The sequence below is a fragment of the Simplicispira suum genome (genome assembly GCF_003008595.1).
In the GTDB taxonomy this organism is placed as follows: Bacteria; Pseudomonadota; Gammaproteobacteria; order Burkholderiales; family Burkholderiaceae_C; genus Simplicispira; species Simplicispira suum.
On sequence record NZ_CP027669.1, the window covers coordinates 947,727 to 968,733 of the forward strand.

The window sequence follows — 21,007 nt, forward strand, 5'->3', positions numbered from 1 at the left end:
CAAATAGGCCTCCAGCGCATATCTGGTAAGCGTCCATAGCTATGAACTTCGAAGCATTGGTGCACGAGGCACTGCGCCACTATCTGCTCGCGCTGCAGTTTTTTACCCGCATTCCTGTCACGGGACGGCTGGCAGCGTGGGTGGGTTTCAGCCCCGATATGCTGCGCAGCGCCAGCGCGCATTTTCCTGGGGTGGGCTGGGTGGTGGCGGCCTGCGCTTGCAGCGTATACGCCCTGCTGTACCTGAGCCTCGGCCCGGCACCCGCCACACCCTGGGTCGCGGCGGCATTCAGCACGGCCGCCACAGCGCTGCTCACGGGCGGCTTTCATGAAGACGGGCTGACCGATGTGGCAGACGGGCTGGGGGGCAGCCAGGAGCGCGAGCGCGCCCTGGACATCATGAAAGATTCACGTATCGGCGCGTTCGGGGCGATGGCGCTCACGCTCACGCTGCTTACCAAGCTGGGCCTGCTGGCCCTGCTCGGCCAGCGGGGCCTCTCGCCCGCGCTGGCCGCCTTGGTGGGCGCGCATGTCTTCTCCCGGCTTTTGCCACTGCTGCTGGTACGCACCATGGTGCATGTGGGCGATAGAGCACGCTCCAAAAGCAAACCGCTGGCCGATCAAATCACCCGCGCACAGCTGGCCGGCGCAGCGGCCTGGTGCATTGTCCCGCTGGCCATCATTGCGCTGGGCGAAGGTCTTGGCTTCGTGCTGCTTGGCGTGTTGTTCAGCGGCTTCGCCGCAGCCCTCCTGGCGCGCTGGTTCTGGCTGCGTCTGCAGGGCTTTACCGGCGACTGTCTGGGCGCGGTACAGCAACTGAGCGAGATCGGCTTCTACCTCGGGGCGGCGCTGGCCCTGGGGCCACTGGTGCGCGGAGCCGGCGGGTGACGGTGAGCCGGCTGTGGCTGGTGCGGCACGCGCCGGTACTGGCGCCGCCCGGAACCTGCTACGGCCAACTGGATTTGCCCGCAGATTCACACGCCACCACCCAATGCGCGGAAGAACTCGCCTCCGTATTGCCGCACGCGCTGGTGTTACATCACTCCCCGCTACAAAGATGTGAGCTGCTTGCGCTTGCAATACAAGCGCTGCGGCCCGATTTGGCTCTGAAGCCGGACCCCCGGCTGCGCGAAATGGATTTTGGCCGCTGGGAAGGCCTCCCTTGGGCAAACTTGCCGCGCGACGAGATCGACGCCTGGGCAGAGCAACTGGCGGACCTGGCACCCGGCGGCGGCGAACCGCTCGCAGCCATGCTGGCCCGTGTTTCGGCGGCGCTGGCCGAAGCACGCGGTACTGCCCAAAGCACCGGGCAAGACGTGGTCTGGATTGCGCACGCCGGAGTGGCGCGCTGCGTGCAGTGGCTGCAGGGCGACCGCGCCCGAGCCGGGCTGGCGCCCTGCGCCGGACATTGGCCGCGCGAAGCGCCAGCGCCCGGCGCCTGGGCGCACTACGCCCTTAACCCAATCGGAGTGGCTGCCGTTCGTTAGCCACCGCACGCGCCGGTGCGGCAGGCGCTGCATAGGCCGCGCCTTGGGGGCATGGGCGTGCGCAGCCGCTTCACCCAGTTTGAATTGGCTCACCGCGCGCGTGAGGTTGGCTGCCTGCTCACGCAGTGACTGCGAGGCCGCCGCCGATTGCTCTACCAGCGCGGCATTTTGCTGCGTCATCTGGTCCAGGTGACGCACCGCTTGCCCGATCTGCTCGATGTTGTCGCGCTCTTCGGCAGCGGAGGCGCTGATCTCCCCAATGATGCTGGAGACACGCTGCACGCTGCCGACGATCTCGGTCATGGTCTGGCCGGCCTGGCCTACGAGGCGCGCGCCATCTTCCACACGGCCCACCGAGGCGCCAATAAGCGCCTTGATTTCCTTGGCGGCGTCGGCGCTGCGACCAGCCAGGCTGCGCACCTCGCTGGCCACAACAGCAAAACCACGCCCCTGCTCGCCAGCGCGCGCCGCTTCCACGGCGGCGTTCAGCGCCAGGATGTTGGTCTGGAAGGCGATCCCGTCAATGACGCCGGTGATGTCGGAGATTTTGCGCGAGCTGGTGCTGATCTGCTCCATGGTGTTGACCACCTGGCTCACCACCTCGCCGCCCCGACCCGCCACGGCGCCTGCATCTCCGGCCGAGGCGCTGGCGCTGCGCGAATTGTCTGCGTTGTGCTGCACCGTGCCGGTGAGCATGTCCATGGAAGCGGCGACTTCCTCCAGGTTGGCTGCAGTCTGCTCGGTGCGCTGGCTCAGGTCCATGTTGCCGGTGGCGATCTCGGCGCTGGCCGTTGAAATGTTGCCTGCCGCGTCCTGGACCTGACGCACCAGGGTGCGCAGCGATTCCTGCATGCGCCCCATGGTCAGCACCAGCTGGCCCAGCTCGTCCTGGCTGCGCGGCGCCACATCGTGCGAGAGATCGCCGGCGGCAATGTGCTCAGCCAGGCCGCGCGCCTGGACCAGAGACGCGGTGATCGAGCGAAGCGTGAAGATGGTCAGCGGCAGTACGATGGCCAGCGCCAGCAGCACCGCTGCCAGCATGGCCAGCGACAGCCTTGCTGCGCGCGCGTCGACACCTGCACGGGCTTCGTCCATCTGCGTGCGTGCCTGAGTCGCCAAGCCGGCGAGCAACTCGTCGCTGGCCTCCATGTGACCCTTGAACTTGTCAGCGTAGGCGGCGCCGCCAGCACCGTCGAGCTGCGCTGCTTCGATTTGCGCGAACACCGGCGACACCCCGTCTTCGTACTGTTTCACTTCTTCCAGCGTTTTGTCGATGGCTGTAGTGAAGCTGGCGTCATCGGCCTTCAGGGTGCGCACAGCGGCCAGCCGCGCGCGCAATGAAGCCAGCGTTTTGGCCCATATCTCGCGTTGCGAAGCCACCTCGACGGCGTTGTTGAAATTGAGAATGATGTCTTTCTCGACGCGCCGCATTTCCCCCAGCGTGGTACGCAGGTCGGACATGTCGGTCAGCGTTTGCACGTGCTGCTTGAAAAGCACCGTCACAGTGTCGCGGGTTCGGTCCAATCCCACGTAGCCGAGCAAGCCCACGCCAACCAGCAGCAACAAGGAAAAGACCGTGGCGAAATAGAGCCGTGTTCGGATGGATGTCGCCTTGCCTGCCAATGCAATCATGAATTTCCTTGTGGGGTCCTCGGCCCGAGTTTGGATGGATTATCCAAGATCGAACATCTATTTACATTTGTACCTGATTCAAGCATAGCCAAGACGGAGGCGGGCCGAACTCCGGAAAGACCCTCTGATCGAGGGCTCTCCGCAGCGATATTTCGCGCCATCACCATTGCTTATGGAATGCTTTGCAGCGGAATGTACATGGCTCCGCCTCCCTTTTGAAACTCCGCCGCCTTGGTCTGCAGGCCTTGGGCCAGGGCAGCGGCTTCGCTGACGCCTTTCTGTGCCGCAAACTCGCGCACTTCCTGTGTGATCTTCATGGAACAGAACTTGGGGCCGCACATGGAGCAGAAATGCGCCACTTTGGACGCATCCTTGGGCAGGGTCTCGTCGTGGTATTCCTGCGCCGTCTCCGGGTCCAGGCCCAGGTTGAACTGGTCTTGCCAGCGAAAGTCGAAGCGCGCCTGGCTGAGCGCATCGTCCCGCGCGCGGGCGCCAGGGTGGCCCTTGGCCACGTCGGCGGCGTGCGCGGCGATCTTGTAGGCAATGATGCCCTGCTTGACGTCGTCGCGGTCGGGCAGGCCCAGGTGCTCCTTGGGCGTGACGTAGCACAGCATGGCGGTTCCCATCCAGCCGATCATGGCCGCGCCGATGGCCGAGGCAATGTGGTCGTAGCCGGGCGCGATGTCGATGGTCAGCGGCCCCAGGGTGTAGAACGGCGCTTCGTGGCAGGTCTTGAGCTGCTCGGTCATGTTGGCCTGGATCATGTGCATGGGGACGTGCCCGGGGCCTTCGATTATGGTCTGCACGTCGTGCTTCCAGGCCACCTGGGTCAGCTCGCCCAGCGTGTGCAGCTCGGCAAACTGGGCCTCGTCGTTGGCGTCCGACGCGCAGCCGGGGCGCAGGCCGTCGCCCAGGCTGAAGGCGACGTCGTACGCCTTCACGATGTCGCAGATGTCCTCGAAATGCTCGTACAGAAAGCTCTCGCGGTGGTGCGCCATGCACCACTTGGCCATGATGGAGCCGCCACGCGAGACGATGCCCGTGCGCCGCGCCGCCGTGAGGTGGATGTAGGCCAGGCGCACGCCGGCGTGGATGGTGAAGTAGTCCACGCCCTGCTCGGCCTGCTCGACCAGGGTGTCGCGGAAGATGGCCCAGGTCAGATCCTCGGCGATGCCGCCGACCTTCTCCAGCGCCTGGTAGATGGGCACGGTGCCGATCGGCACGGGCGAGTTGCGCACGATCCAGTCGCGCGTGGTGTGGATGTTCTTGCCGGTCGAGAGGTCCATCACGTTGTCGGCGCCCCAGCGGATCGCCCAGACCAGTTTTTCGACCTCTTCCTCGATGCTTGAGGTGACGGCGGAGTTGCCGATGTTGGCGTTGATCTTGACCAGGAAGTTGCGGCCAATCGCCATCGGCTCCACCTCGGGGTGGTTGATGTTGGCCGGAATGATGGCGCGACCACGCGCCACTTCATCGCGCACGAATTCGGGCGTGATGATCTTCGGAATCATGGCACCCAGGGGGTTGCCCGCCAGGCGCTGCTCGCGGGCGGCGTCCTGCTGGTATTGCTCCATCCATTCGCGCTTGCCGTTTTCGCGGATCGCGACGTATTCCATTTCGGGCGTGATGATGCCTTTGCGCGCATAGTGCATCTGCGTCACGTTGGCGCCGCTTTTGGCGCGCCGCGGCTGGCGCTGCAGGGCCGCAGCCTCGGCACGCAACTGGGCCAGGCGCGTGGCGTCTTCGCTTTTTTGTCCGTCATCCAGCGCCACAGGTGCGCGGCCTTCGTAGTGCTCGGTATCGCCACGGGCGGCAATCCAGCCGCCGCGCACGCTGGCGAGGCCCTTGCGCACGTCCATCACGGCCTGCGGGTCGGTGTAGGGGCCGGAAGTGTCGTACACGCTGACCTGTTCGCCATTGGTGAGCGCAATGTCGCGCACCGGCACACGCAGGTCGGCGTGCAAGGCTCCTGCAAGGTACTGTTTGCGCGACGCGGGAAAGGGCTCGCGCGCACGCGCCAGCAGGCTGGCAAAGGATTCACGGGCAAGGGGGTCGGGGGCGTTCATGGCAGGTCTCCTACGGTCCGGTGGATGGGTTGCTCCGGACTGGACCTGCGCTCCCATAGACACGGGTGGCGTCTGTGGACGGCGTACGCGCCCGATGGGACATGCACGCAGACAAGGAGGTCGGCTCTTCTTCCGCCGGTATGAACCGGATCAAGTTCGTCGGGTTCGCCAGGAGATCTGTTTCCAGACCCCCAGCATCTCAGCGCATCAGCACACCCCGGAGCAACGGCAAGTGTACGCCCGACTCGCGCACCCGCGAAGATGCCTCAGACAAGACGGGTGATGAAGAGAACGGCGAAGAAAAACAGCCCGGCGATCACGGTCCATTTGAGGACTACGAGCCCCAGGTGCCGATACCGCACCTGTCCGGTAGCCGCATAGAAGGCGAAAAAGACCGCTGAAGTCAGCAGCAGCAGCAAGACCAGTGTGCGGGCAATGAGCATGACTGCGCCCTACCACGCACGCACGGGCTGGGCAAAACCTTTGGGGGCTTCGCCCTGATCGTCGAACGTAACGACCTCCCAGGCATCTCCTTGTGCCAACAGTTCGCGCAGCAGCAGGTTGTTCAGCGCATGGCCGGAGCGAAACGCGCTGTAGGCGGCCAGCAAGGGCTTGCCCACCAAGTACAGGTCACCCATGGCGTCAAGAATCTTGTGCTTGACGAACTCGTCGTCGTAGCGCAGTCCGCCCGCATTGAGTACCTTGTAGTCGTCCATTACGATGGCGTTGTCCAGACCACCGCCCAGGGCCAGGCCGCTCGCGCGCAGCGCTTCCACGTCGCGCGTAAAACCGAAGGTACGCGCGCGCGCAATGTCGCGGCTGTAGTTGCCACTGCCCAGATCAAACTCCACCCGCTGCCCGGTCGAATCCACCGCCGGGTGGTCAAAATCGATCTCGAAACTGAGTTTGAAGCCATGGTAAGGCGAGAGCCGGGCCCACTTGGCTTGCGCCCCCTCGCCCTCGCGGACTTCTACCGGGCGCTTGAGCCGGATGAAGCGCCGGGGAAGCTTCTGCAACTCGATCCCGGCGCTTTGCAGCAGAAAGACGAATGAGGCCGAGGAGCCATCGAGGATCGGTACCTCTTCGGCCGTAATGTCGATGTAGAGGTTGTCCAGGCCCAAGCCGGCGCAAGCGGACATCAGGTGCTCCACCGTATGCACCTTGGCCGCGCCGACGCCGATGGTGGAAGCCATGCGCGTGTCTGTCACTGCTTCAGCGGACACCGGGATGTCCACCGGCTGCGCCAGATCAATCCGGCGAAAAACAATGCCGGTGTCGGGCGCGGCGGGGCGAAGCGTCAGCTCGACACGCTGGCCACTGTGCAGACCGACCCCGACGGCGCGCGTCAGAGTCTTGATGGTGCGTTGCTGGAGCATCCTGCGATTTTAGTGGGCCAACTGCCTGGCGACGCACACGCCACCCCTATGCCCCCGATTCAAAACAAGAGCGCCTGACGCGCGCGCGGACCCCAACCGGCGATACCGCGCAAGGGCCACCCCACCGCGTGGGCATCTCCCCTCTTCCCGCGCAGCGAGTGAAAGGGGGATGCACTCCATCAATCCGCCTGCTTGCGCAGAAAGGCAGGAATTTCCAGATCGTCCATGCCGCCGGACGACATCGCATCCACTCGGGCCGCAGCCGAATTGCGGTTGGTGCGCCAGACGCTCGGCACCGCCATGTTGCCGTAGTCCGCAGCCGAGCTCCCCCCTGCGCCCAGCGCCGTTCCTGCCGCCACCGGCATGTGGTAGGCCATGCCATCCGTGCCATTGCGCAGGCCGCCCTGCACCACCGAAATCGGCTGACGGCGGGCGTTCTGGCGGGCCAGGCCCGTAGCCACCACGGTCACGCGGATTTCGTCGCCCAGCGAGTCGTCGTAAGCCGCGCCGAAAATTACATGCGCATCGGTCGAGGCGTAGGCATTGATCGTGCTCATGGCCAGACCCGACTCCGACAACTTCAGGCTGCCTTTGCTGGCAGTCACCAGCACCAGCACGCCCTTGGCGCCGGAGAGATCAATGCCTTCGAGCAGCGGGCAGGCAATGGCTTGCTCGGCCGCAATGCGGGCGCGGTCCGGGCCGCTGGCTGTGGCCGTGCCCATCATGGCCTTGCCGGGCTCGCCCATCACCGTGCGTACGTCTTCGAAGTCGACGTTCACCTGACCGTACTCGTTGATGATTTCGGCGATGCCGCCGACCGCGTTCTTGAGCACGTCGTTGGCGTGCGCAAAGGCTTCGTCCTGGCAGATGTCGTCGCCCAGCACTTCAAGCAGCTTTTCGTTGAGTACGATGATCAGCGAATCGACGTTGGCTTCGAGCTCCGCCAGGCCGTTGTCTGCGTTCGTCATGCGCCGGCCGCCTTCCCATTGAAAGGGTTTGGTGACCACGCCCACGGTGAGAATGCCCATTTCCTTGGCGATGCGCGCAATCACGGGGGCAGCGCCGGTACCGGTGCCCCCGCCCATGCCGGCGGTGATGAACAGCATGTGTGCGCCTTTGATCGCATCACGGATGTCGTCCACCGCAGCTTCTGCGGCATCGCGCGCCTTCTCGGGCTTGCTTCCCGCGCCCAGCCCGCTCTCGCCGAGCTGAATGACACGGTGCGCTGAACTGCGTGTCAAGGCCTGCGCGTCGGTGTTGGCGCTGATGAATTCCACGCCCTGGACGGCGCGGGCAATCATGTGCTCGACGGCGTTGCCGCCGCCACCGCCGACCCCGATCACTTTGATCTGGGTGCCTTGGTTGAATTCTTCGGCTTCGATCATTTCGATGGGCATTTGGTATCTCCTGGTACTGCTGACGGGTTTTCAATAAATGACAAAACGGGAAAACGGCTTCGGGGCGGACGCCATCGCCCTCGGGGCGGGCCGACGCAGCCCCAACGACTTCGGGGCGGCGGGTGAGGACGCAAGCAAAGGTTCGGATTTCGCATGCTCAGAAATTCCCCACGATGAAATCTTTGAAGCGACCGAACGCGGTCTGCACCGAGCCGGTCTTTTGCGCCACCTTGAAGCCGCGCATGCGCGCCAGGCGGGCTTCTTCGAGGAGGCCCATCACCGTGGCGGCGCGCGGCTGCGCCACCATGTCGGACAAGGCGCTTGAGTACTTGGGAATGCCGCGGCGCACGGGCTTCAAGAAGATGTCTTCGCCCAGCTCCACCATGCCGGGCATCACCACGCTGCCACCGGTCAGTACGATGCCCGACGAAAGCACTTCCTCGTAGCCTGATTCGCGCACCACCTGCTGCACCAGCGTGAAAATTTCTTCCACGCGCGGTTCAATCACACCGGCCAGCGCCTGGCGGCTGATCATGCGCGGGCCCCGGTCGCCCAGGCCCGGCACCTCGACCTGCGCTTCGGGGTCGGCGAGCAGCTGCTTGGCGTAGCCGCTCTCTACCTTGATGTCCTCGGCGTCCTTGGTGGGCGTGCGCAGCGCCATGGCGATGTCGCTGGTGACCAGGTCACCGGCAATAGGTATGACCGCCGTGTGCCGGATGGCACCGCCGGTGAAAATCGCCACATCGGTGGTGCCGGCACCGATGTCCACCACCGCCACGCCGAGCTCCCGCTCGTCGTCGGTCAGGACCGCCTGGCTGGACGCGAGTGGGTTCAGCATGAGCTGCTCCACTTCCAGGCCGCAGCGGCGCACGCATTTGATGATGTTTTCGGCCGCGCTCTGCGCACCCGTGACGATATGGATCTTGGCCTCCAACCGGATGCCGCTCATGCCAATGGGCTCTCGCACATCCTGGCCGTCGATGACGAATTCCTGCGGCTCCACCAACAGCAGGCGCTGGTCGCTGGAGATGTTGATGGCCTTGGCGGTTTCGATCACGCGGGCCACGTCGGCCGCCGTGACTTCCTTGTCTTTGACCGCCACCATGCCGCTGGAATTGAGGCCGCGGATGTGGCTGCCGGTGATGCCGGTGTAGACGCGCTGAATCTTGCAGTCTGCCATCAGCTCGGCTTCTCTCAACGCCTGCTGGATGCTTTGCACCGTGGCGTCGATATTGACCACGACACCACGCTTGAGCCCGTTGCTCGGCGCCACACCGAGACCCGCGAGCTTGAGCAGGCCGCCCGCCTGAACCTCGGCCACCACCACCATGATCTTGGCAGTGCCGATATCCAGCCCCACAACAACGTCTTTGTATTCTCTTGCCATAGCTCTTTGCCTCTAGTTGTGCGAGCGCGCTGCGCGGGGTGTTCCCTGCGCAGCTACCGTGCTAACGCCGCGCAGGCGCAGGGCATAACCGCCTGTGTGGCGCAGGTCGGCTGATTCCAGGGCATCGGCGCGCCGCCCGAACTGCGCGGCAACGCGAGTGAGGGTCTCTGCGAAGTAGCGCGTACGCTGCACCACTTCGGACGGCGTCCCGCTGCCAAGCTCGATCGAAGCGTCCCCCTCAAAGGTGGCGCGCCAGCCGCCGCGCGCCGAGAGGGCGAGAGCGCTCAGATCCAGCCCCAGTGGCTCGAACACCGGCGCCAAAGCCTTCTCCATGGCCAGCACCTGCGCAGAGCTACCCACCGGTCCCATCAGGCGTGGCAGATCGTCAAGCTCGGCGTCCACACCGTTGGACTCGAAGACCTCGCCTTCGCTGTTGACCATGGACGCTCCAGACTCGGGACCCCAGTGCGCGACGGCACGGTGTTCCTGCAGTTGCACGCGCAGCGTACGCGGGTATTCGCGCCGCACCTGAGCACTGCGCACCCAGGGCACCTGCTCGAACGCGCTGCGGACGTTGCGCAGGTTCACGGTAAAGAAATTGCCGGCAATCTGCGGCGCCACATTGGCGCGCAGCGTCACGGCGTTGTTGTGTGCCAGATCGCCCTGCACGACGATGCGTGCTATGGCAAATGCCGGATGGCGCAGCGCCCACCATGCACCAGCCGCGACGGCAGACAGAGCGCAGCCAGCGAGCAACAGCGACGCCATCAGGTTCATCAGCCGAACGTCAAGCGGAACCGCCAGGGTATTCACTGCACACCTCCCGGAACCGTGCCGCCGGGCGAATCCAGATTGGCGTTGGCCAGCAGACGCAGGCACAGTGCGGCGTAATCGATGCCTGCAGCCCGTGCCGACATGGGCACCAGCGAATGGCTGGTCATGCCGGGCGACGTGTTGATTTCAAGCAGAAACGGCTTGCGGTCACTGGCGCGAATCATGATGTCGGCGCGCGCCCAGCCGCGACAAGCCAGGCTCCGATAGGCCGCCACGACGAGGCGCTGGATTTCTGCCTCCTCGGCTTGGGGCAAGCCGCTCGGGCAGTGGTACTGCGTGTCGTCGGTGAAGTATTTGTTCTGGTAGTCGTAGTTGCCCTGGGGCGCGACGATCCGAATCACGGGCAGGGCTTGCGCCGCTGCGCCGTTGCCCAGCACCGGGCAGGTGGTCTCGTCCCCCTCGATGAACTGCTCGCACAAGACTTCGGGGTCGTAGCGCGCAGCCAGTTCGTAGGCCTGTGCGCACTGAGCGGCGTCCGTGACCTTGGTCAGGCCCAATGTCGAGCCCTCGCGCGCGGGCTTGACGATCATGGGCGCGCCCAACTCAGCCAGCGCCTGGGCCGTCTCGCCGCCGCTGCTCACCAAACGCCAATCAGGGGTCGAGAGGCCGTCTGCGCGCCAGATGCGTTTGGTCATGGTCTTGTCCATGGCAATGCTCGATGCCATGACCCCAGGGCCGGTGTACGGAATACCCAGCAGTTCCAGCGCACCCTGCACCGTGCCGTCTTCTCCATGGCGACCGTGCAAGGCGATAAAGCAGCGCGCAAAACCAGCGCGACGCAGCTCGCCCAGATCGCTGATCGCGGGGTCAAACGCATGGGCGTCCACTCCCAGGCCCTGCAATGCCGCGAGCACGCCTGCGCCCGACATCAAGGAGATCTCGCGCTCGGCCGACGCCCCGCCCATGAGCACGGCCACCTTGCCCAGGCCTTTTGCGTCGATATTGAGATCTTTTTGGCTCATAGCGCTTATGCTGCCTGCGCAGGCAGCTCATTTTTTTGTAGCAATTCTACGGTGCGTGCGGGCACATTGCCAATGGAGCCTGCCCCCATACACAGGACAACGTCGCCCGATTGCGCCATTTCAGCAATGGCGCGTGGCAGGGCCGCCACATCGTCGATGAAAACCGGTTCCACCTGGCCCGCTACACGCAGCGCGCGCGCCAAGGAGCGACCGTCGGCCGCAACCACCGGGGCCTCGCCTGCGGCGTACACCTCGGTCAGCAGCACAGCGTCGGCGGCGCCGATCACCTTGACGAAGTCTTCGAAACAATCGCGTGTGCGGGTGTAGCGGTGCGGCTGGAAGACCAGGACCAGGCGGCGCCCGGCAAAGGCACCGCGCGCGGCCGCCAGCGTGGCAGCCATTTCCACTGGATGGTGGCCGTAGTCGTCGATCAGCGTAAAGCGCCCCCCGCCTGCGGTCGGCAACTCGCCATAGCTCTGGAAGCGCCGTCCGACGCCCCGGAAATTCTCTAGCGCGCGCAGCACTGCGGCATCGTCAATGGACAACTCCACCGCTACGGCAATGGCCGCCAGCGCGTTCTGCACGTTGTGTTCGCCTGCGAGATTCAGCCGAACTTCCATGTCGGGCAGGGTGACGCCGTTGCGCCGTTGCACGGTGAAGCACATTTGCGCGCCTTCGGCACGCACATTGAGCGCGCGTACCTGAGCGTCCTCCGAGAAACCATAGCTGGTGACCGGGCAGGACACCTGGGGCAGGATCTCGCGCACCGCTGCGTTGTCGATGCACAGCACGGCGGCGCCATAAAAGGGCATTCGGTGCAGAAAATCGACAAAGGCTTTCTTCAGCCGGCCAAAGTCGTGCCCATAGGTCTCCATGTGATCGGCGTCGATATTGGTGACGACCGCCATCACGGGCAGCAGGTTGAGGAAAGAGGCATCGGATTCATCCGCCTCGACGACGATGTAGTCGCCTGCGCCCAGTTTGGCGTTGGCGCCAGCGCTGTTGAGGCGCCCGCCAATGACAAAGGTGGGGTCCAGCCCCGCCTCGGCCAGCACACTGGTGACCAGACTGGTGGTGGTCGTCTTGCCGTGTGCGCCGGCAATGGCAATGCCCTGCTTCATGCGCATCAGTTCGGCCAGCATGAGGGCGCGCGGCACCACGGGTATCTTCTTCTCGCGCGCGGCCAGCACTTCCGGGTTGTCCGACTGCACTGCGGTGGATGTGACGACGGCGTCGGCGCCTTCGACATGCGCGGCCGCGTGGCCCAGATAGGTATGGATGCCCATGGCCTGGAGGCGGCGCAAAGCAGCGCTGTCGGCCAGGTCGGAGCCACTGACGGCGTAACCCTGGTTGAACAGGACTTCGGCAATACCGCTCATGCCCGAGCCGCCTATGCCGACGAAGTGGATGTGGTGGATGGCGTGCTTCATCGGGTCAGCCTTTCGCAGGCCGCGACAATCTCGCGCGTGGCGTGAATTTTTTTCATGGTGCGTGCCTTTTGCGCTTTCTCCATCAACTCGGAGCGCTTCATGTTTTGTAGCATTTCGGCCAACCGGTGGACCGTCAAGTCGCTCTGTTGAACAAGCCAGCCGCCGCCCACCTTGACCAGATACTGGGCGTTGGTGGTCTGGTGGTCGTCCACCGCATGGGGGAAGGGCACGAACACAGCTGCGGCGCCCACTGCGGCGATTTCGGTCACCGTGCTGGCCCCGGCCCGGCACAAGATGAGGTCCGCGTCGGCATACGCTGCCGCCGTGTCTTCGATGAATGGGGTCAGCGTGGCCTCAATGCCCGCCGCCGCATAGTTGAGGCGCAGCGCCTCAATCTGCGCCTCGCCACTTTGGTGCGTGACGATGGGCCGCTGGTCGGCATGGATCCATGCCAGCGCCTTCGGGACAATGTCGTTGAGCGCCTTGGCGCCCAGGCTGCCACCGACCACCAGCAACCGAAGCGGACCTTCGCGTCCGGCGAGGCGGCGCTCGGGGCGGCGCTGTTTGGTAAAGGCGCGGCGCAGGGGATTGCCCACCCAGTGCGCACCCGGCAGCACGTTAGGGAACGCGGTATACACGCGGGTAGCGATGCGGGTGAGCAGCTTGTTCGCCATTCCCGGCACGGAATTTTGCTCGTGCAGCACCAGAGGTTTCTTCGAGAGCCGTGCGGCGATGCCACCAGGAAAAGTCACGTAACCACCCAGACCGATCACCACATCGGGCTGTATGCGCCGCACCACCGCGCGGGCCTGCAGGCAGGCACGCAGCAGACGCAGTGGCAGGCGCAGCAGTGTCATCAGCCCTTTGCCGCGAACGCCGGAGAATTCGATCGCCTCAAATGCGAAGCCCTTGGGCGTCACGATGCGCTCTTCCATGCTGCCGGGCGTACCCAGCCAGTGCACCGTCCAGCCACGGTCACGCAAGGCTTCGGCCAGCGCAAGGCCGGGAAAAATATGCCCGCCCGTGCCGCCGGCCATGACCAGCGCCGTACGTTGCCGCACGGGCACCGGTACCGACGTCGGGGCGCTCAATGGCTCCTCGCGTGGCATCACGTCGGTTTTCTGGAAAACGGACTCCTGCCCGCGGCCGCGCGAGGAGCGCACGCGGCGCCTGGGTTTGCTGTGCGGCGGGTGCAAGGTCATACGCGCCCCCCTCTCATCAACAGCTTGTTCTCGTAGTCCACCCTTAGCACCACCGCCAGCGCCACCAGATTCATCAGAATGGCCGAGCCGCCAAAGCTCATCAGGGGCAGCGTGAGGCCCTTGGTGGGCAGTGCCCCCAGGTTCACGCCCATGTTGATGAAGGCCTGAAAACCCATCCAGATCGCCACACCCTGGGCCACAAGGCCGGCGAAGACGCGGTCCAGGGCAATGGCCTGGCGGCCGATGTGCATGATGCGGCGGGTAAGCCAGAAAAACAAAATGATGAGCACCAGCACGCCGATGAGGCCGAACTCTTCGCCAATCACAGCGAGCAGAAAGTCGGTGTGCGCTTCGGGCAGCCAGTGCAGTTTTTCCACACTGCCACCCAGGCCAACGCCGAAAATCTCGCCACGCCCGATGGCGATCAGGGAATGCGAGAGCTGGTAGCCCTTGCCCAGCGCGTGCTTTTCGCTCCAGGGATCGAGGTAGGCAAATATGCGTTCGCGCCGCCACTCGCTCATCATCACCATCATCGAAAACGCTGCCAACAGCACGGCGGCGATAAGGAAGAACATGCGCGCGTTGACGCCGCCCAGGAACAGGATGCCCATGGCGATGACTGCGATGACCATGAATGCGCCCATGTCGGGCTCGGCCAGTAGCAAGCCGCCAACCAGCGCGACGGCGGCGCCCATGGGCAGCACGGCGCGGAAAAAACGCTCCTTCACCTCCATCTTGCGGCACATGTAGTCGGCCGCGTAGATGAGCACGGCGAACTTGGCCAGCTCGGAGGGCTGAAAGTTCATGATGCCCAGCGACAGCCAGCGCCGCGCGCCATTGACTACCGTGCCCACATGCGGCACCAGCACCGCCACAAGCAGCAAGAGCGACAGCAGAAACAGCGAGCGAGCGTGCCGCTCCCACACCGCCATCGGGATCTGGAAGGTCAGCAGCGCAGCGACGAAACCCATCACCAGCGAGAAAACGTGGCGCACCAGGAAATGCGTATGCGAAATTTTGCCAAAGCGCGGGTTGTCGGGCATGGCGATGGAGGCCGAATACACCATCACCAGACCCCAGGCGAGCAGCGCGACCACCACCCAAAGAAGGGCTTGATCAAAGCCCAGCACGCTGGCCGGTGTCGTGCTGGACTGGCGGTATTCCATGCCGCCTGCGCGGACCGGCAGACCCTCAGCACGGCGACCCGAAGCGGCGCCCAGCCTCGACCAAAAACGGTTGCTGCGGCGTTCGGTGGTGGCACTCATGCAGCGCCCTCCCCGACCTGGCCGGCGTCCAGCGCGCGCTGGCGCACGATGTCGCAGAACACCTCTCCGCGCCGGACATAGTTGTCGAACATGTCGAAGCTGGAGCAGGCGGGCGAGAGCAGCACGGCGTCGCCCGCTGCGGCGCGTTGCGCAGCGATTTCTACAGCTTCGTCCAGCGTACCGGCACCCAGCAACGGGACGCCAGTGGCCTCCAGCGCCGCGCGGATCTGCGGCGCGTCGCGCCCGATCAGCACCACCGCCCGGGCATGGCGTGCAATCGGTGCAGCGAGCGGAGAAAAATCCTGCCCCTTGCCCAGGCCACCCAGAATCACCACGACGCGGCGCTCAGCGCCCAGGCCCGAAATGGCCGCCACGGTGGCGCCCACGTTGGTGCCCTTGCTGTCATCAAAGTATTCGACCCCATCGATCAGCGCCACCAACTCCACCCGGTGCGGCTCGCCGGCGTATTCGCGCAGGCCGTAGAGGATGGGGCCGAGCGCGCAACCCGCTGCTTGCGCCAGGGCCAGCGCCGCCAGCGCGTTCACTGCGTTGTGCCGGCCACGAATGCGCAGAGCGTCCGCAGGAATCAAGCGTTGGATGAACAATTCGTCGGGCTCGGCCTGCACTACGGCAGTACGGCGTGTGCTGCGCTTGCGCGTCTCATCGGCCTCCTGGGCGCGCACCAGCCAGGCCATACCGTTGACGTTTTCGATGCCGTAGTCGCCGGGGCGCTGGGGCAGGTCGCCGCCAAAGGTGATGCAGTCGCGCGGCGCGGGTTTGGCCGCCTTGCCGCGTGGGCCGGCTTCGGACACCGCCGGTGCGCTGGCCGATGCGTGCATCTGCATCACGGCTTCGTCTTCGCGGTTGAGCACCATGAGACCGGTGCGGCCAAAGATGCGCGCCTTGGCGCCGGCGTAAGCCGCCATGTCACCGTGCCAGTCGAGGTGGTCCTGGCTGAGGTTGAGCACCGTGGCGGCCGTGGGCTCAAACGGCGCAGGTGCATCAAGCTGGAAGCTGGAGAGCTCGAGCACCCAGACCTCGGGCAACGTGCTGGCGTCGATGTGCTGCGCCAGCGTATCGAGCAGGGCCGGGCCAATGTTGCCGGCCACCGCCACGCTGGCACCACTGCGCTCCACAAGCAGCCCGGTCAGCGCGGTGACCGTGGTCTTGCCGTTGGTCCCCGTGACAGCCAGCACACGTGGCGCGTAGCCACAGGCGCCGCGCAGCGCAGCCAGCGCCTCAGAATACAAGCCTAATTCGCCTCCAGCGCTTACCCCATCTGTATTGGCAGCTCCTACTACAGGAGCAATTTCGGCTGGGCTGAGACCGGGCGAACACAGCACCGCATGCAGGCCCCGGCCACTCACCAGCGCCGCATCGAAGGCGCCAGGGACGAACCGGGCTTGGGGCAGTTCGGCGCGCAGGCGCGCCAGCAGCGGCGGCTCGGACCGCGTGTCGGCCACGGTGACCTCGGCCCCACAGCGTGCGCACCAACGCGCCATCGACAGGCCGGAGATCCCCAGGCCCAGTACCAGGACCGAACGTCCGGCGAGCAGGCCACGCACCGCGTCGGCCGGCAGGGTCGCGCTGGGCATCGGGGCTTCTTCAGCGACGGGCACGGCATCGTCAGGAACGGCTGCGGCATCGCCCGGCACTGCATCGTTGGGCGCCGCAGCATCGGCACTGCGGATATCGCTCCACATGCGCGCGACGTAATTCGCCGCATCGCGTGCAGCGTTCAGCGGCGCAGTGGTCTGCGCGCCATCGGCCAGCACCGGCAGCGTTGGCACTGCGTGCTGCTGCGGCTGCTCTGCCGCACCCAGCGCAGGCGCGGAGGTGTCTTGGGGCAGTTCGGGCGTGTCGTTCATCGCAGTTTCAGGGTCGACAGACCGATCAGGCACAGCAGCATGGTGATGATCCAGAAACGCACAACAACCTGCGTTTCCTTCCAGCCGCTCTTTTCAAAATGGTGGTGCAGCGGCGCCATCTTCAGAAGGCGCCGTCCTTCGCCGTAGCGACGTTTGGTGAACTTGAACCAGGCGACTTGCGCCATCACCGACACGGCCTCGACGACAAAAATGCCGCCCATGATGGCGAGCACGATTTCCTGACGCACGATGACGGCGATGGTGCCCAGCGCGCCGCCCAATGCCAGCGCCCCCACGTCGCCCATGAACACCTGGGCAGGGTGCGTGTTGAACCACAAGAAGGCCAGACCGGCACCGGCCATGGCCGAGCAGAAAATAAGCAGTTCGCCCACACCAGCGATGTGTGGGAACAGCAGGTATTTGGAAAAGGTCACACTGCCGGTGACGTAGGCAAACACGCCCAGTGCCGAACCCACCATGATCACCGGCATGATCGCCAGGCCGTCGAGCCCGTCGGTGAGGTTCACGGCGTTGCTGGAGCCAACGATCACCAGATAGGTCATGGTGACAAAGCCCACCACGCCCAGCGGATAGCTGACTTCCTTGAAAAACGGCAGCAACAAACCGGCCTGCGGCGGCAAGTCCACCGAAAACCCAGAACGCACCCAGGTGACAAAAAGCTGGAAGACCTTGGGGTTTGAGGCCTCGGAGATGCTGAAGACCAGCGCCAGCGCAGCCAACAGCCCGATGATGGACTGCCACATGTATTTCTCGCGCGAGCGCATGCCGTTGGGGTCTTTGTAGACCACCTTGCGCCAGTCGTCTGCCCAGCCAATGGCACCAAAACCGAAGGTGACGATCAGCACAATCCAGACAAAGCGGTTCGTCAAATCGGCCCACAGCAGCGTGGCAATGGCGATGCACAGCAAGATCAAGACGCCGCCCATCGTGGGCGTGCCGCTCTTGACATGGTGCGTCTCCATCCCATTGGTGCGGATGGGCTGACCGATCTTGAGCGCCGCCAGGCGGCGAATGACGCGCGGTCCGGCAATCAAACCCACCAGCAGCGCGGTCATGGCGGCGAGCACGGCACGCAGCGTAAGGTACTGAAACACGCGCAAAAAACCCAGATCGGGCGAAAGCGACTGCAGCCATTGTGCGAGTTGCATCAGCATGCAGCACCTGTGACATGGGTGGGGTGATCGGGTGGCGAAGCCAACACAGCGCCCTCGGCAGCAACGCCCTGCGCCACCTCTGTGATGGCCTGGACCACGCGCTCCATGCGCATAAAGCGCGAACCCTTGACCAGCACGCTGCCCGCGCCGCTCAGCGCCGCTTGCATCGCAGCCTGCAGCGCTGCCATGCTGTCGAAATGGCGGGCCGCTGGGCCGAACGCGTCTGCAGCTGCGCAGGATTGCGCGCCCAGCGTAAAGAGTTGCTCGATTCCGCGCTCGCGCGCCTGCGCGCCAGCTTCAGCGTGGAACTGCGGGCCGTGGTCGCCGACTTCGCCCATGTCGCCCAGCACCAAGATGCGCGGTGCGGGCAGATCGGCCAGCACCTCGATCGCGGCGCGTACAGAGTCCGGGTTGGCGTTGTAGCTGTCGTCCACCAGCGTCAGCGCGCGACCGGCCAACTGCAGCGCCAGAGCGCGCGAGCGTCCAGAAACGGGCGCAAACCCGCTCAAACCCTGGGCGATCGCGCCAAGTGACACACCGGCCGCGAGCGCGCAGGCCGTGGCCGCCAATGCATTGCGCAGGTTGTGGCGTCCTGCTGCCGCCAGTTGGCACGCCAGCGGACCGTGCGGCGTGGCGAAACTTGCCTGCCAGGCACCGCCTTGCCAAACCGCTTGCGTGCAGCGCACATCGCCCAGCGTCAAGCCAAATTCGAGCGATGTCCGCGCGCCGGCCAGCTCGCGCCACAACGGCGCGAAGGCGTCCTCGGCTGGAAACACGGCCACGCCCGACGCGGGCAAAGCGGCCAGCACGGCGCCGTTCTCACGCGCCACGGCTTCGACGGTGTGCATGAATTCCAGGTGTTCGCGCTGTGCGTTGTTGACCAGCGCGACCGTCGGCTGCGCCATGGCAGCCAGTTCGGTAATCTCGCCAGGGTGGTTCATTCCCAGCTCCACCACCGCCAGCCGGTGCGAAGCCGTCAGGCGCAGCAGCGTCAGCGGCACGCCAATGGCGTTGTTGAAGTTGCCCCGCGTGGCCAGCGCGGCGTCGCCCGCCTGCGCAGCAAGAATGCCGGCAAGCATCTGCGTGACGGTGGTCTTGCCGTTGCTGCCCGCCACCGCAATGAGCGGCAGCACAAACTGCGCCCGCCAGCCTGTAGCCAGTGCACCCAGAGCCGCCAGAGGGTCGTCCACTTCAATGCCCGGCAAACCGGCATCCGCCAGCCCGCCCTGCGCCAGTGCTGCAGCGGCGCCTTGCGCGGCGGCCTGCGGAAGAAAAGCCTGGGCGTCAAAGTGCTCACCGCGCAGCGCGACAAACAGATCACCCGGCAGCAGGCTGCGGGTGTCGGTGTGCACACGCGCGACGGGGGTGGCGGGCGATCCCACCAGACGTGCCTGGGGCTGCGTGGTGCGCACCCAGTCCAGCGCCTGTTGCAAAGACATCATCGTCATGCCGCCACCTCTCGAAGCTGCAGTGCGGCACGCGCGTGTTCCAGATCGGAAAACGGCCGCTTGACGCCTGCGATTTCCTGCCAGGCCTCATGGCCTTTGCCGGCAATCAGCACCACGTCGGCGGGGGCAGCCTGCGCCAGCACCTGCGCAATGGCGGCGGCGCGGTCGGGCTCGGCGCGCACCGTGGCGCCGGCAATGGTGCCCAGCAAAATCTGGTGCAGGATGGCCGCCGGGTCTTCGCTGCGCGGGTTGTCGCTGGTAACCACCACGCGGTCGGCGTGGTGCTGCGCCGCAGCGCCCATGAGGGGGCGTTTGCCGGCGTCGCGGTCGCCGCCACAGCCAAACACGCACCAGAGCTGCCCACCGCGCTGCGCAGCCAGCGGACGCAGCGCCTGCAAGGCTTTTTCCAGCGCGTCGGGCGTGTGGGCGTAGTCCACCGCGACCAGCGGCTGGCCGGGCGAGAGCAGGCACTCCATGCGTCCCGGCACCGGGCCGAGGCGTTCGCAGGCACGTACCGCCGCATCCAATGGCACACCCAGCGCGCGCATGGCGCCGATGACGCCGAGCAGGTTGGAGATGTTGTACTGGCCGATGAGCGTGGTCTGCAGGGGCAATTGCCGCTCCCCTTCGCTGACGACGCATTGCAGGCCTAGCGGACCCAATTCAATGTGCTGGGCGCGCAGGCGCGCCGGACCCGTCTGCGACACCGTCCACAGGTCCAAGCCAACGGCCTTTGCCTGGACCTGCAGGTCGGCGCCAGCAGCGTCGTCGATGTTGAGCACGGCAGCGCGCAGCCCCGGCCAGGCAAACAGAGCGCGCTTGGCGGCCAGGTAGGCCTCCATGCTGCCGTGGTAGTCCAGATGGTCCTGAGTGAAATTGGTAAACACCGCGACAGCGATTCGCAGGCCCGCCAGCCGGTGCTCGGCCAGACCAATCGATGAGGCCTCGATGGCGCAGGATTTCGCGCCGGCATCGACCAGCACCCGCAAACCACCCTGCAGGCGCACCGGGTCGGGTGTGGTCAGGCCAGTTTCTTGCAGTGCATTTGGAAATCCTATGCCTAAAGTACCCACCAGCGCACACGGGGAAAGCGCAGGATGCTCATAATTCGATAGCGCTTGTGCCAGCCAGAAGACGCTGCTGGTCTTGCCGTTGGTGCCCGTGACGGCCACGACTTGCAAGGCCTCGGAGGGCGCGCCAAACCAGGCTGCGGCCAGTTCGCCCGTGGCAGCCTTGAGGTTCGCAAGCAAGGCCACATCGGCGCCCGCGACATCAAACGCCTCTGCGCCCACGGCCTCGACGAGGCAGGCGCTGGCACCGCGCGTGCGCGCATCGGCCAGATGCGCACGCGCGTCGATGGCTGCGCCCGGCCAGGCGATGAAGGCGTCGCCCGGTGCAATGCGGCGGCTGTCGATCTGCAGCGTGCCAGTGGCACGCTCGCGCAGCCAGGCCAGAGCCTCTGTGCTGGTGTGCAGCATG

Annotated in this window: 16 protein-coding genes, 1 pseudogene and 1 riboswitch; of the genes and pseudogenes, 2 read left to right on the forward strand and 15 right to left on the reverse strand. The window is 65.4% G+C overall.

The window, feature by feature from the left end:
- Nucleotides 1-41 precede the first annotated feature (41 nt).
- Together C6571_RS04490 and C6571_RS19940 are read left to right on the forward strand one after the other, a co-directional pair.
- The gene (locus C6571_RS04490; RefSeq protein WP_106445632.1) at nt 42-887 is read left to right on the forward strand and encodes an adenosylcobinamide-GDP ribazoletransferase; all 846 of its coding nucleotides are present in this window, start codon (nt 42-44) and stop codon (nt 885-887) included.
- A 20-nt stretch (nt 888-907) separates the two neighbouring features.
- Nucleotides 908-1,486, forward strand: coding sequence for a histidine phosphatase family protein (locus tag C6571_RS19940; protein ID WP_338054269.1), 579 nt, complete (start codon nt 908-910; stop codon nt 1,484-1,486).
- Nucleotides 1,487-1,519: 33 nt separating this feature from the next.
- On the opposite strand, the pseudogene C6571_RS04495 reads toward C6571_RS19940, so the two are convergent.
- The 15 genes and pseudogenes from C6571_RS04495 to C6571_RS04560 all read right to left on the reverse strand — a co-directional run.
- Nucleotides 1,520-3,118: pseudogene (locus C6571_RS04495) on the reverse strand (methyl-accepting chemotaxis protein); the annotation flags it as partial.
- 170 nt (nt 3,119-3,288) lie between these two features.
- Complete coding sequence (thiC, locus tag C6571_RS04500) at nt 3,289-5,184, reverse strand: phosphomethylpyrimidine synthase ThiC (protein WP_106445633.1); 1,896 nt, start codon at nt 5,182-5,184, stop codon at nt 3,289-3,291.
- Nucleotides 5,185-5,294: 110 nt separating this feature from the next.
- A riboswitch (TPP riboswitch) is annotated at nt 5,295-5,414 on the reverse strand.
- 36 nt (nt 5,415-5,450) lie between these two features.
- Nucleotides 5,451-5,627, reverse strand: a complete 177-nt coding sequence (locus C6571_RS19665; protein WP_170094680.1) for a hypothetical protein — start codon at nt 5,625-5,627, stop codon at nt 5,451-5,453.
- 9 nt (nt 5,628-5,636) lie between these two features.
- A complete protein-coding gene (gene lpxC, locus C6571_RS04505) occupies nt 5,637-6,560 on the reverse strand; it encodes a UDP-3-O-acyl-N-acetylglucosamine deacetylase (RefSeq protein ID WP_106445634.1) in 924 nt (307 codons plus the stop codon).
- A gap of 179 nt (nt 6,561-6,739) precedes the next feature.
- A complete protein-coding gene (gene ftsZ, locus C6571_RS04510) occupies nt 6,740-7,957 on the reverse strand; it encodes a cell division protein FtsZ (protein ID WP_106445635.1) in 1,218 nt (405 codons plus the stop codon).
- Nucleotides 7,958-8,114: 157 nt separating this feature from the next.
- Nucleotides 8,115-9,344, reverse strand: coding sequence for a cell division protein FtsA (ftsA, locus tag C6571_RS04515; RefSeq protein WP_106445636.1), 1,230 nt, complete (start codon nt 9,342-9,344; stop codon nt 8,115-8,117).
- 12 nt (nt 9,345-9,356) lie between these two features.
- Entirely contained in the window at nt 9,357-10,121 is a 765-nt protein-coding gene (locus C6571_RS04520; RefSeq protein ID WP_106445637.1) for a cell division protein FtsQ/DivIB, read from the reverse strand.
- 32 nt (nt 10,122-10,153) lie between these two features.
- On the reverse strand, nt 10,154-11,140 hold the full coding sequence (locus C6571_RS04525; RefSeq protein ID WP_106445638.1) for a D-alanine--D-alanine ligase: 987 nt from the start codon (nt 11,138-11,140) through the stop codon (nt 10,154-10,156).
- Nucleotides 11,141-11,145: 5 nt separating this feature from the next.
- Nucleotides 11,146-12,570, reverse strand: coding sequence for a UDP-N-acetylmuramate--L-alanine ligase (gene murC / locus C6571_RS04530; protein WP_106445639.1), 1,425 nt, complete (start codon nt 12,568-12,570; stop codon nt 11,146-11,148).
- The gene (gene murG / locus C6571_RS04535; protein WP_106445640.1) at nt 12,567-13,772 is read right to left on the reverse strand and encodes an undecaprenyldiphospho-muramoylpentapeptide beta-N-acetylglucosaminyltransferase; all 1,206 of its coding nucleotides are present in this window, start codon (nt 13,770-13,772) and stop codon (nt 12,567-12,569) included. Before murG ends, murC begins: the two co-directional genes overlap by 4 nt.
- Nucleotides 13,769-15,037: a putative lipid II flippase FtsW gene (gene ftsW / locus C6571_RS04540; protein ID WP_106445641.1), complete on the reverse strand. Its 1,269-nt coding sequence runs from the start codon at nt 15,035-15,037 to the stop codon at nt 13,769-13,771. Before ftsW ends, murG begins: the two co-directional genes overlap by 4 nt.
- Complete coding sequence (locus tag C6571_RS04545) at nt 15,034-16,905, reverse strand: Mur ligase family protein (protein WP_106445642.1); 1,872 nt, start codon at nt 16,903-16,905, stop codon at nt 15,034-15,036. The genes ftsW and C6571_RS04545 overlap by 4 nt, the downstream gene beginning before the upstream one ends.
- A complete protein-coding gene (gene mraY, locus C6571_RS04550) occupies nt 16,902-18,080 on the reverse strand; it encodes a phospho-N-acetylmuramoyl-pentapeptide-transferase (protein WP_106445643.1) in 1,179 nt (392 codons plus the stop codon). Before mraY ends, C6571_RS04545 begins: the two co-directional genes overlap by 4 nt.
- Nucleotides 18,074-19,522 carry a UDP-N-acetylmuramoyl-tripeptide--D-alanyl-D-alanine ligase gene (locus tag C6571_RS04555; protein ID WP_106445644.1) on the reverse strand — a complete coding sequence of 483 codons (1,449 nt, stop codon included), beginning with the start codon at nt 19,520-19,522 and terminating at the stop codon, nt 18,074-18,076. Before C6571_RS04555 ends, mraY begins: the two co-directional genes overlap by 7 nt.
- A gap of 2 nt (nt 19,523-19,524) precedes the next feature.
- On the reverse strand, nt 19,525-21,006 hold the full coding sequence (locus C6571_RS04560; protein ID WP_106445645.1) for a UDP-N-acetylmuramoyl-L-alanyl-D-glutamate--2,6-diaminopimelate ligase: 1,482 nt from the start codon (nt 21,004-21,006) through the stop codon (nt 19,525-19,527).
- Nucleotide 21,007 lies beyond the last annotated feature (1 nt).

Excerpts from the sequence above, each read along its gene's own strand:
- C6571_RS04490 (WP_106445632.1), top strand. The coding sequence starts at position 42 with ATGAACTTCGAAGCATTGGTGCACGAGGCACTGCGCCACTATCTGCTC.
- thiC (WP_106445633.1), bottom strand. The coding sequence starts at position 5,184 with ATGAACGCCCCCGACCCCCTTGCCCGTGAATCCTTTGCCAGCCTGCTG.
- C6571_RS19665 (WP_170094680.1), bottom strand. The coding sequence starts at position 5,627 with ATGCTCATTGCCCGCACACTGGTCTTGCTGCTGCTGCTGACTTCAGCG.
- lpxC (WP_106445634.1), bottom strand. The coding sequence starts at position 6,560 with ATGCTCCAGCAACGCACCATCAAGACTCTGACGCGCGCCGTCGGGGTC.
- ftsZ (WP_106445635.1), bottom strand. The coding sequence starts at position 7,957 with ATGCCCATCGAAATGATCGAAGCCGAAGAATTCAACCAAGGCACCCAG.
- ftsA (WP_106445636.1), bottom strand. The coding sequence starts at position 9,344 with ATGGCAAGAGAATACAAAGACGTTGTTGTGGGGCTGGATATCGGCACT.
- C6571_RS04520 (WP_106445637.1), bottom strand. The coding sequence starts at position 10,121 with ATGAACCTGATGGCGTCGCTGTTGCTCGCTGGCTGCGCTCTGTCTGCC.
- C6571_RS04525 (WP_106445638.1), bottom strand. The coding sequence starts at position 11,140 with ATGAGCCAAAAAGATCTCAATATCGACGCAAAAGGCCTGGGCAAGGTG.
- murC (WP_106445639.1), bottom strand. The coding sequence starts at position 12,570 with ATGAAGCACGCCATCCACCACATCCACTTCGTCGGCATAGGCGGCTCG.
- murG (WP_106445640.1), bottom strand. The coding sequence starts at position 13,772 with ATGACCTTGCACCCGCCGCACAGCAAACCCAGGCGCCGCGTGCGCTCC.
- ftsW (WP_106445641.1), bottom strand. The coding sequence starts at position 15,037 with ATGAGTGCCACCACCGAACGCCGCAGCAACCGTTTTTGGTCGAGGCTG.
- C6571_RS04545 (WP_106445642.1), bottom strand. The coding sequence starts at position 16,905 with ATGAACGACACGCCCGAACTGCCCCAAGACACCTCCGCGCCTGCGCTG.
- mraY (WP_106445643.1), bottom strand. The coding sequence starts at position 18,080 with ATGCTGATGCAACTCGCACAATGGCTGCAGTCGCTTTCGCCCGATCTG.
- C6571_RS04555 (WP_106445644.1), bottom strand. The coding sequence starts at position 19,522 with ATGATGTCTTTGCAACAGGCGCTGGACTGGGTGCGCACCACGCAGCCC.
- C6571_RS04560 (WP_106445645.1), bottom strand. The coding sequence starts at position 21,006 with ATGCTGCACACCAGCACAGAGGCTCTGGCCTGGCTGCGCGAGCGTGCC.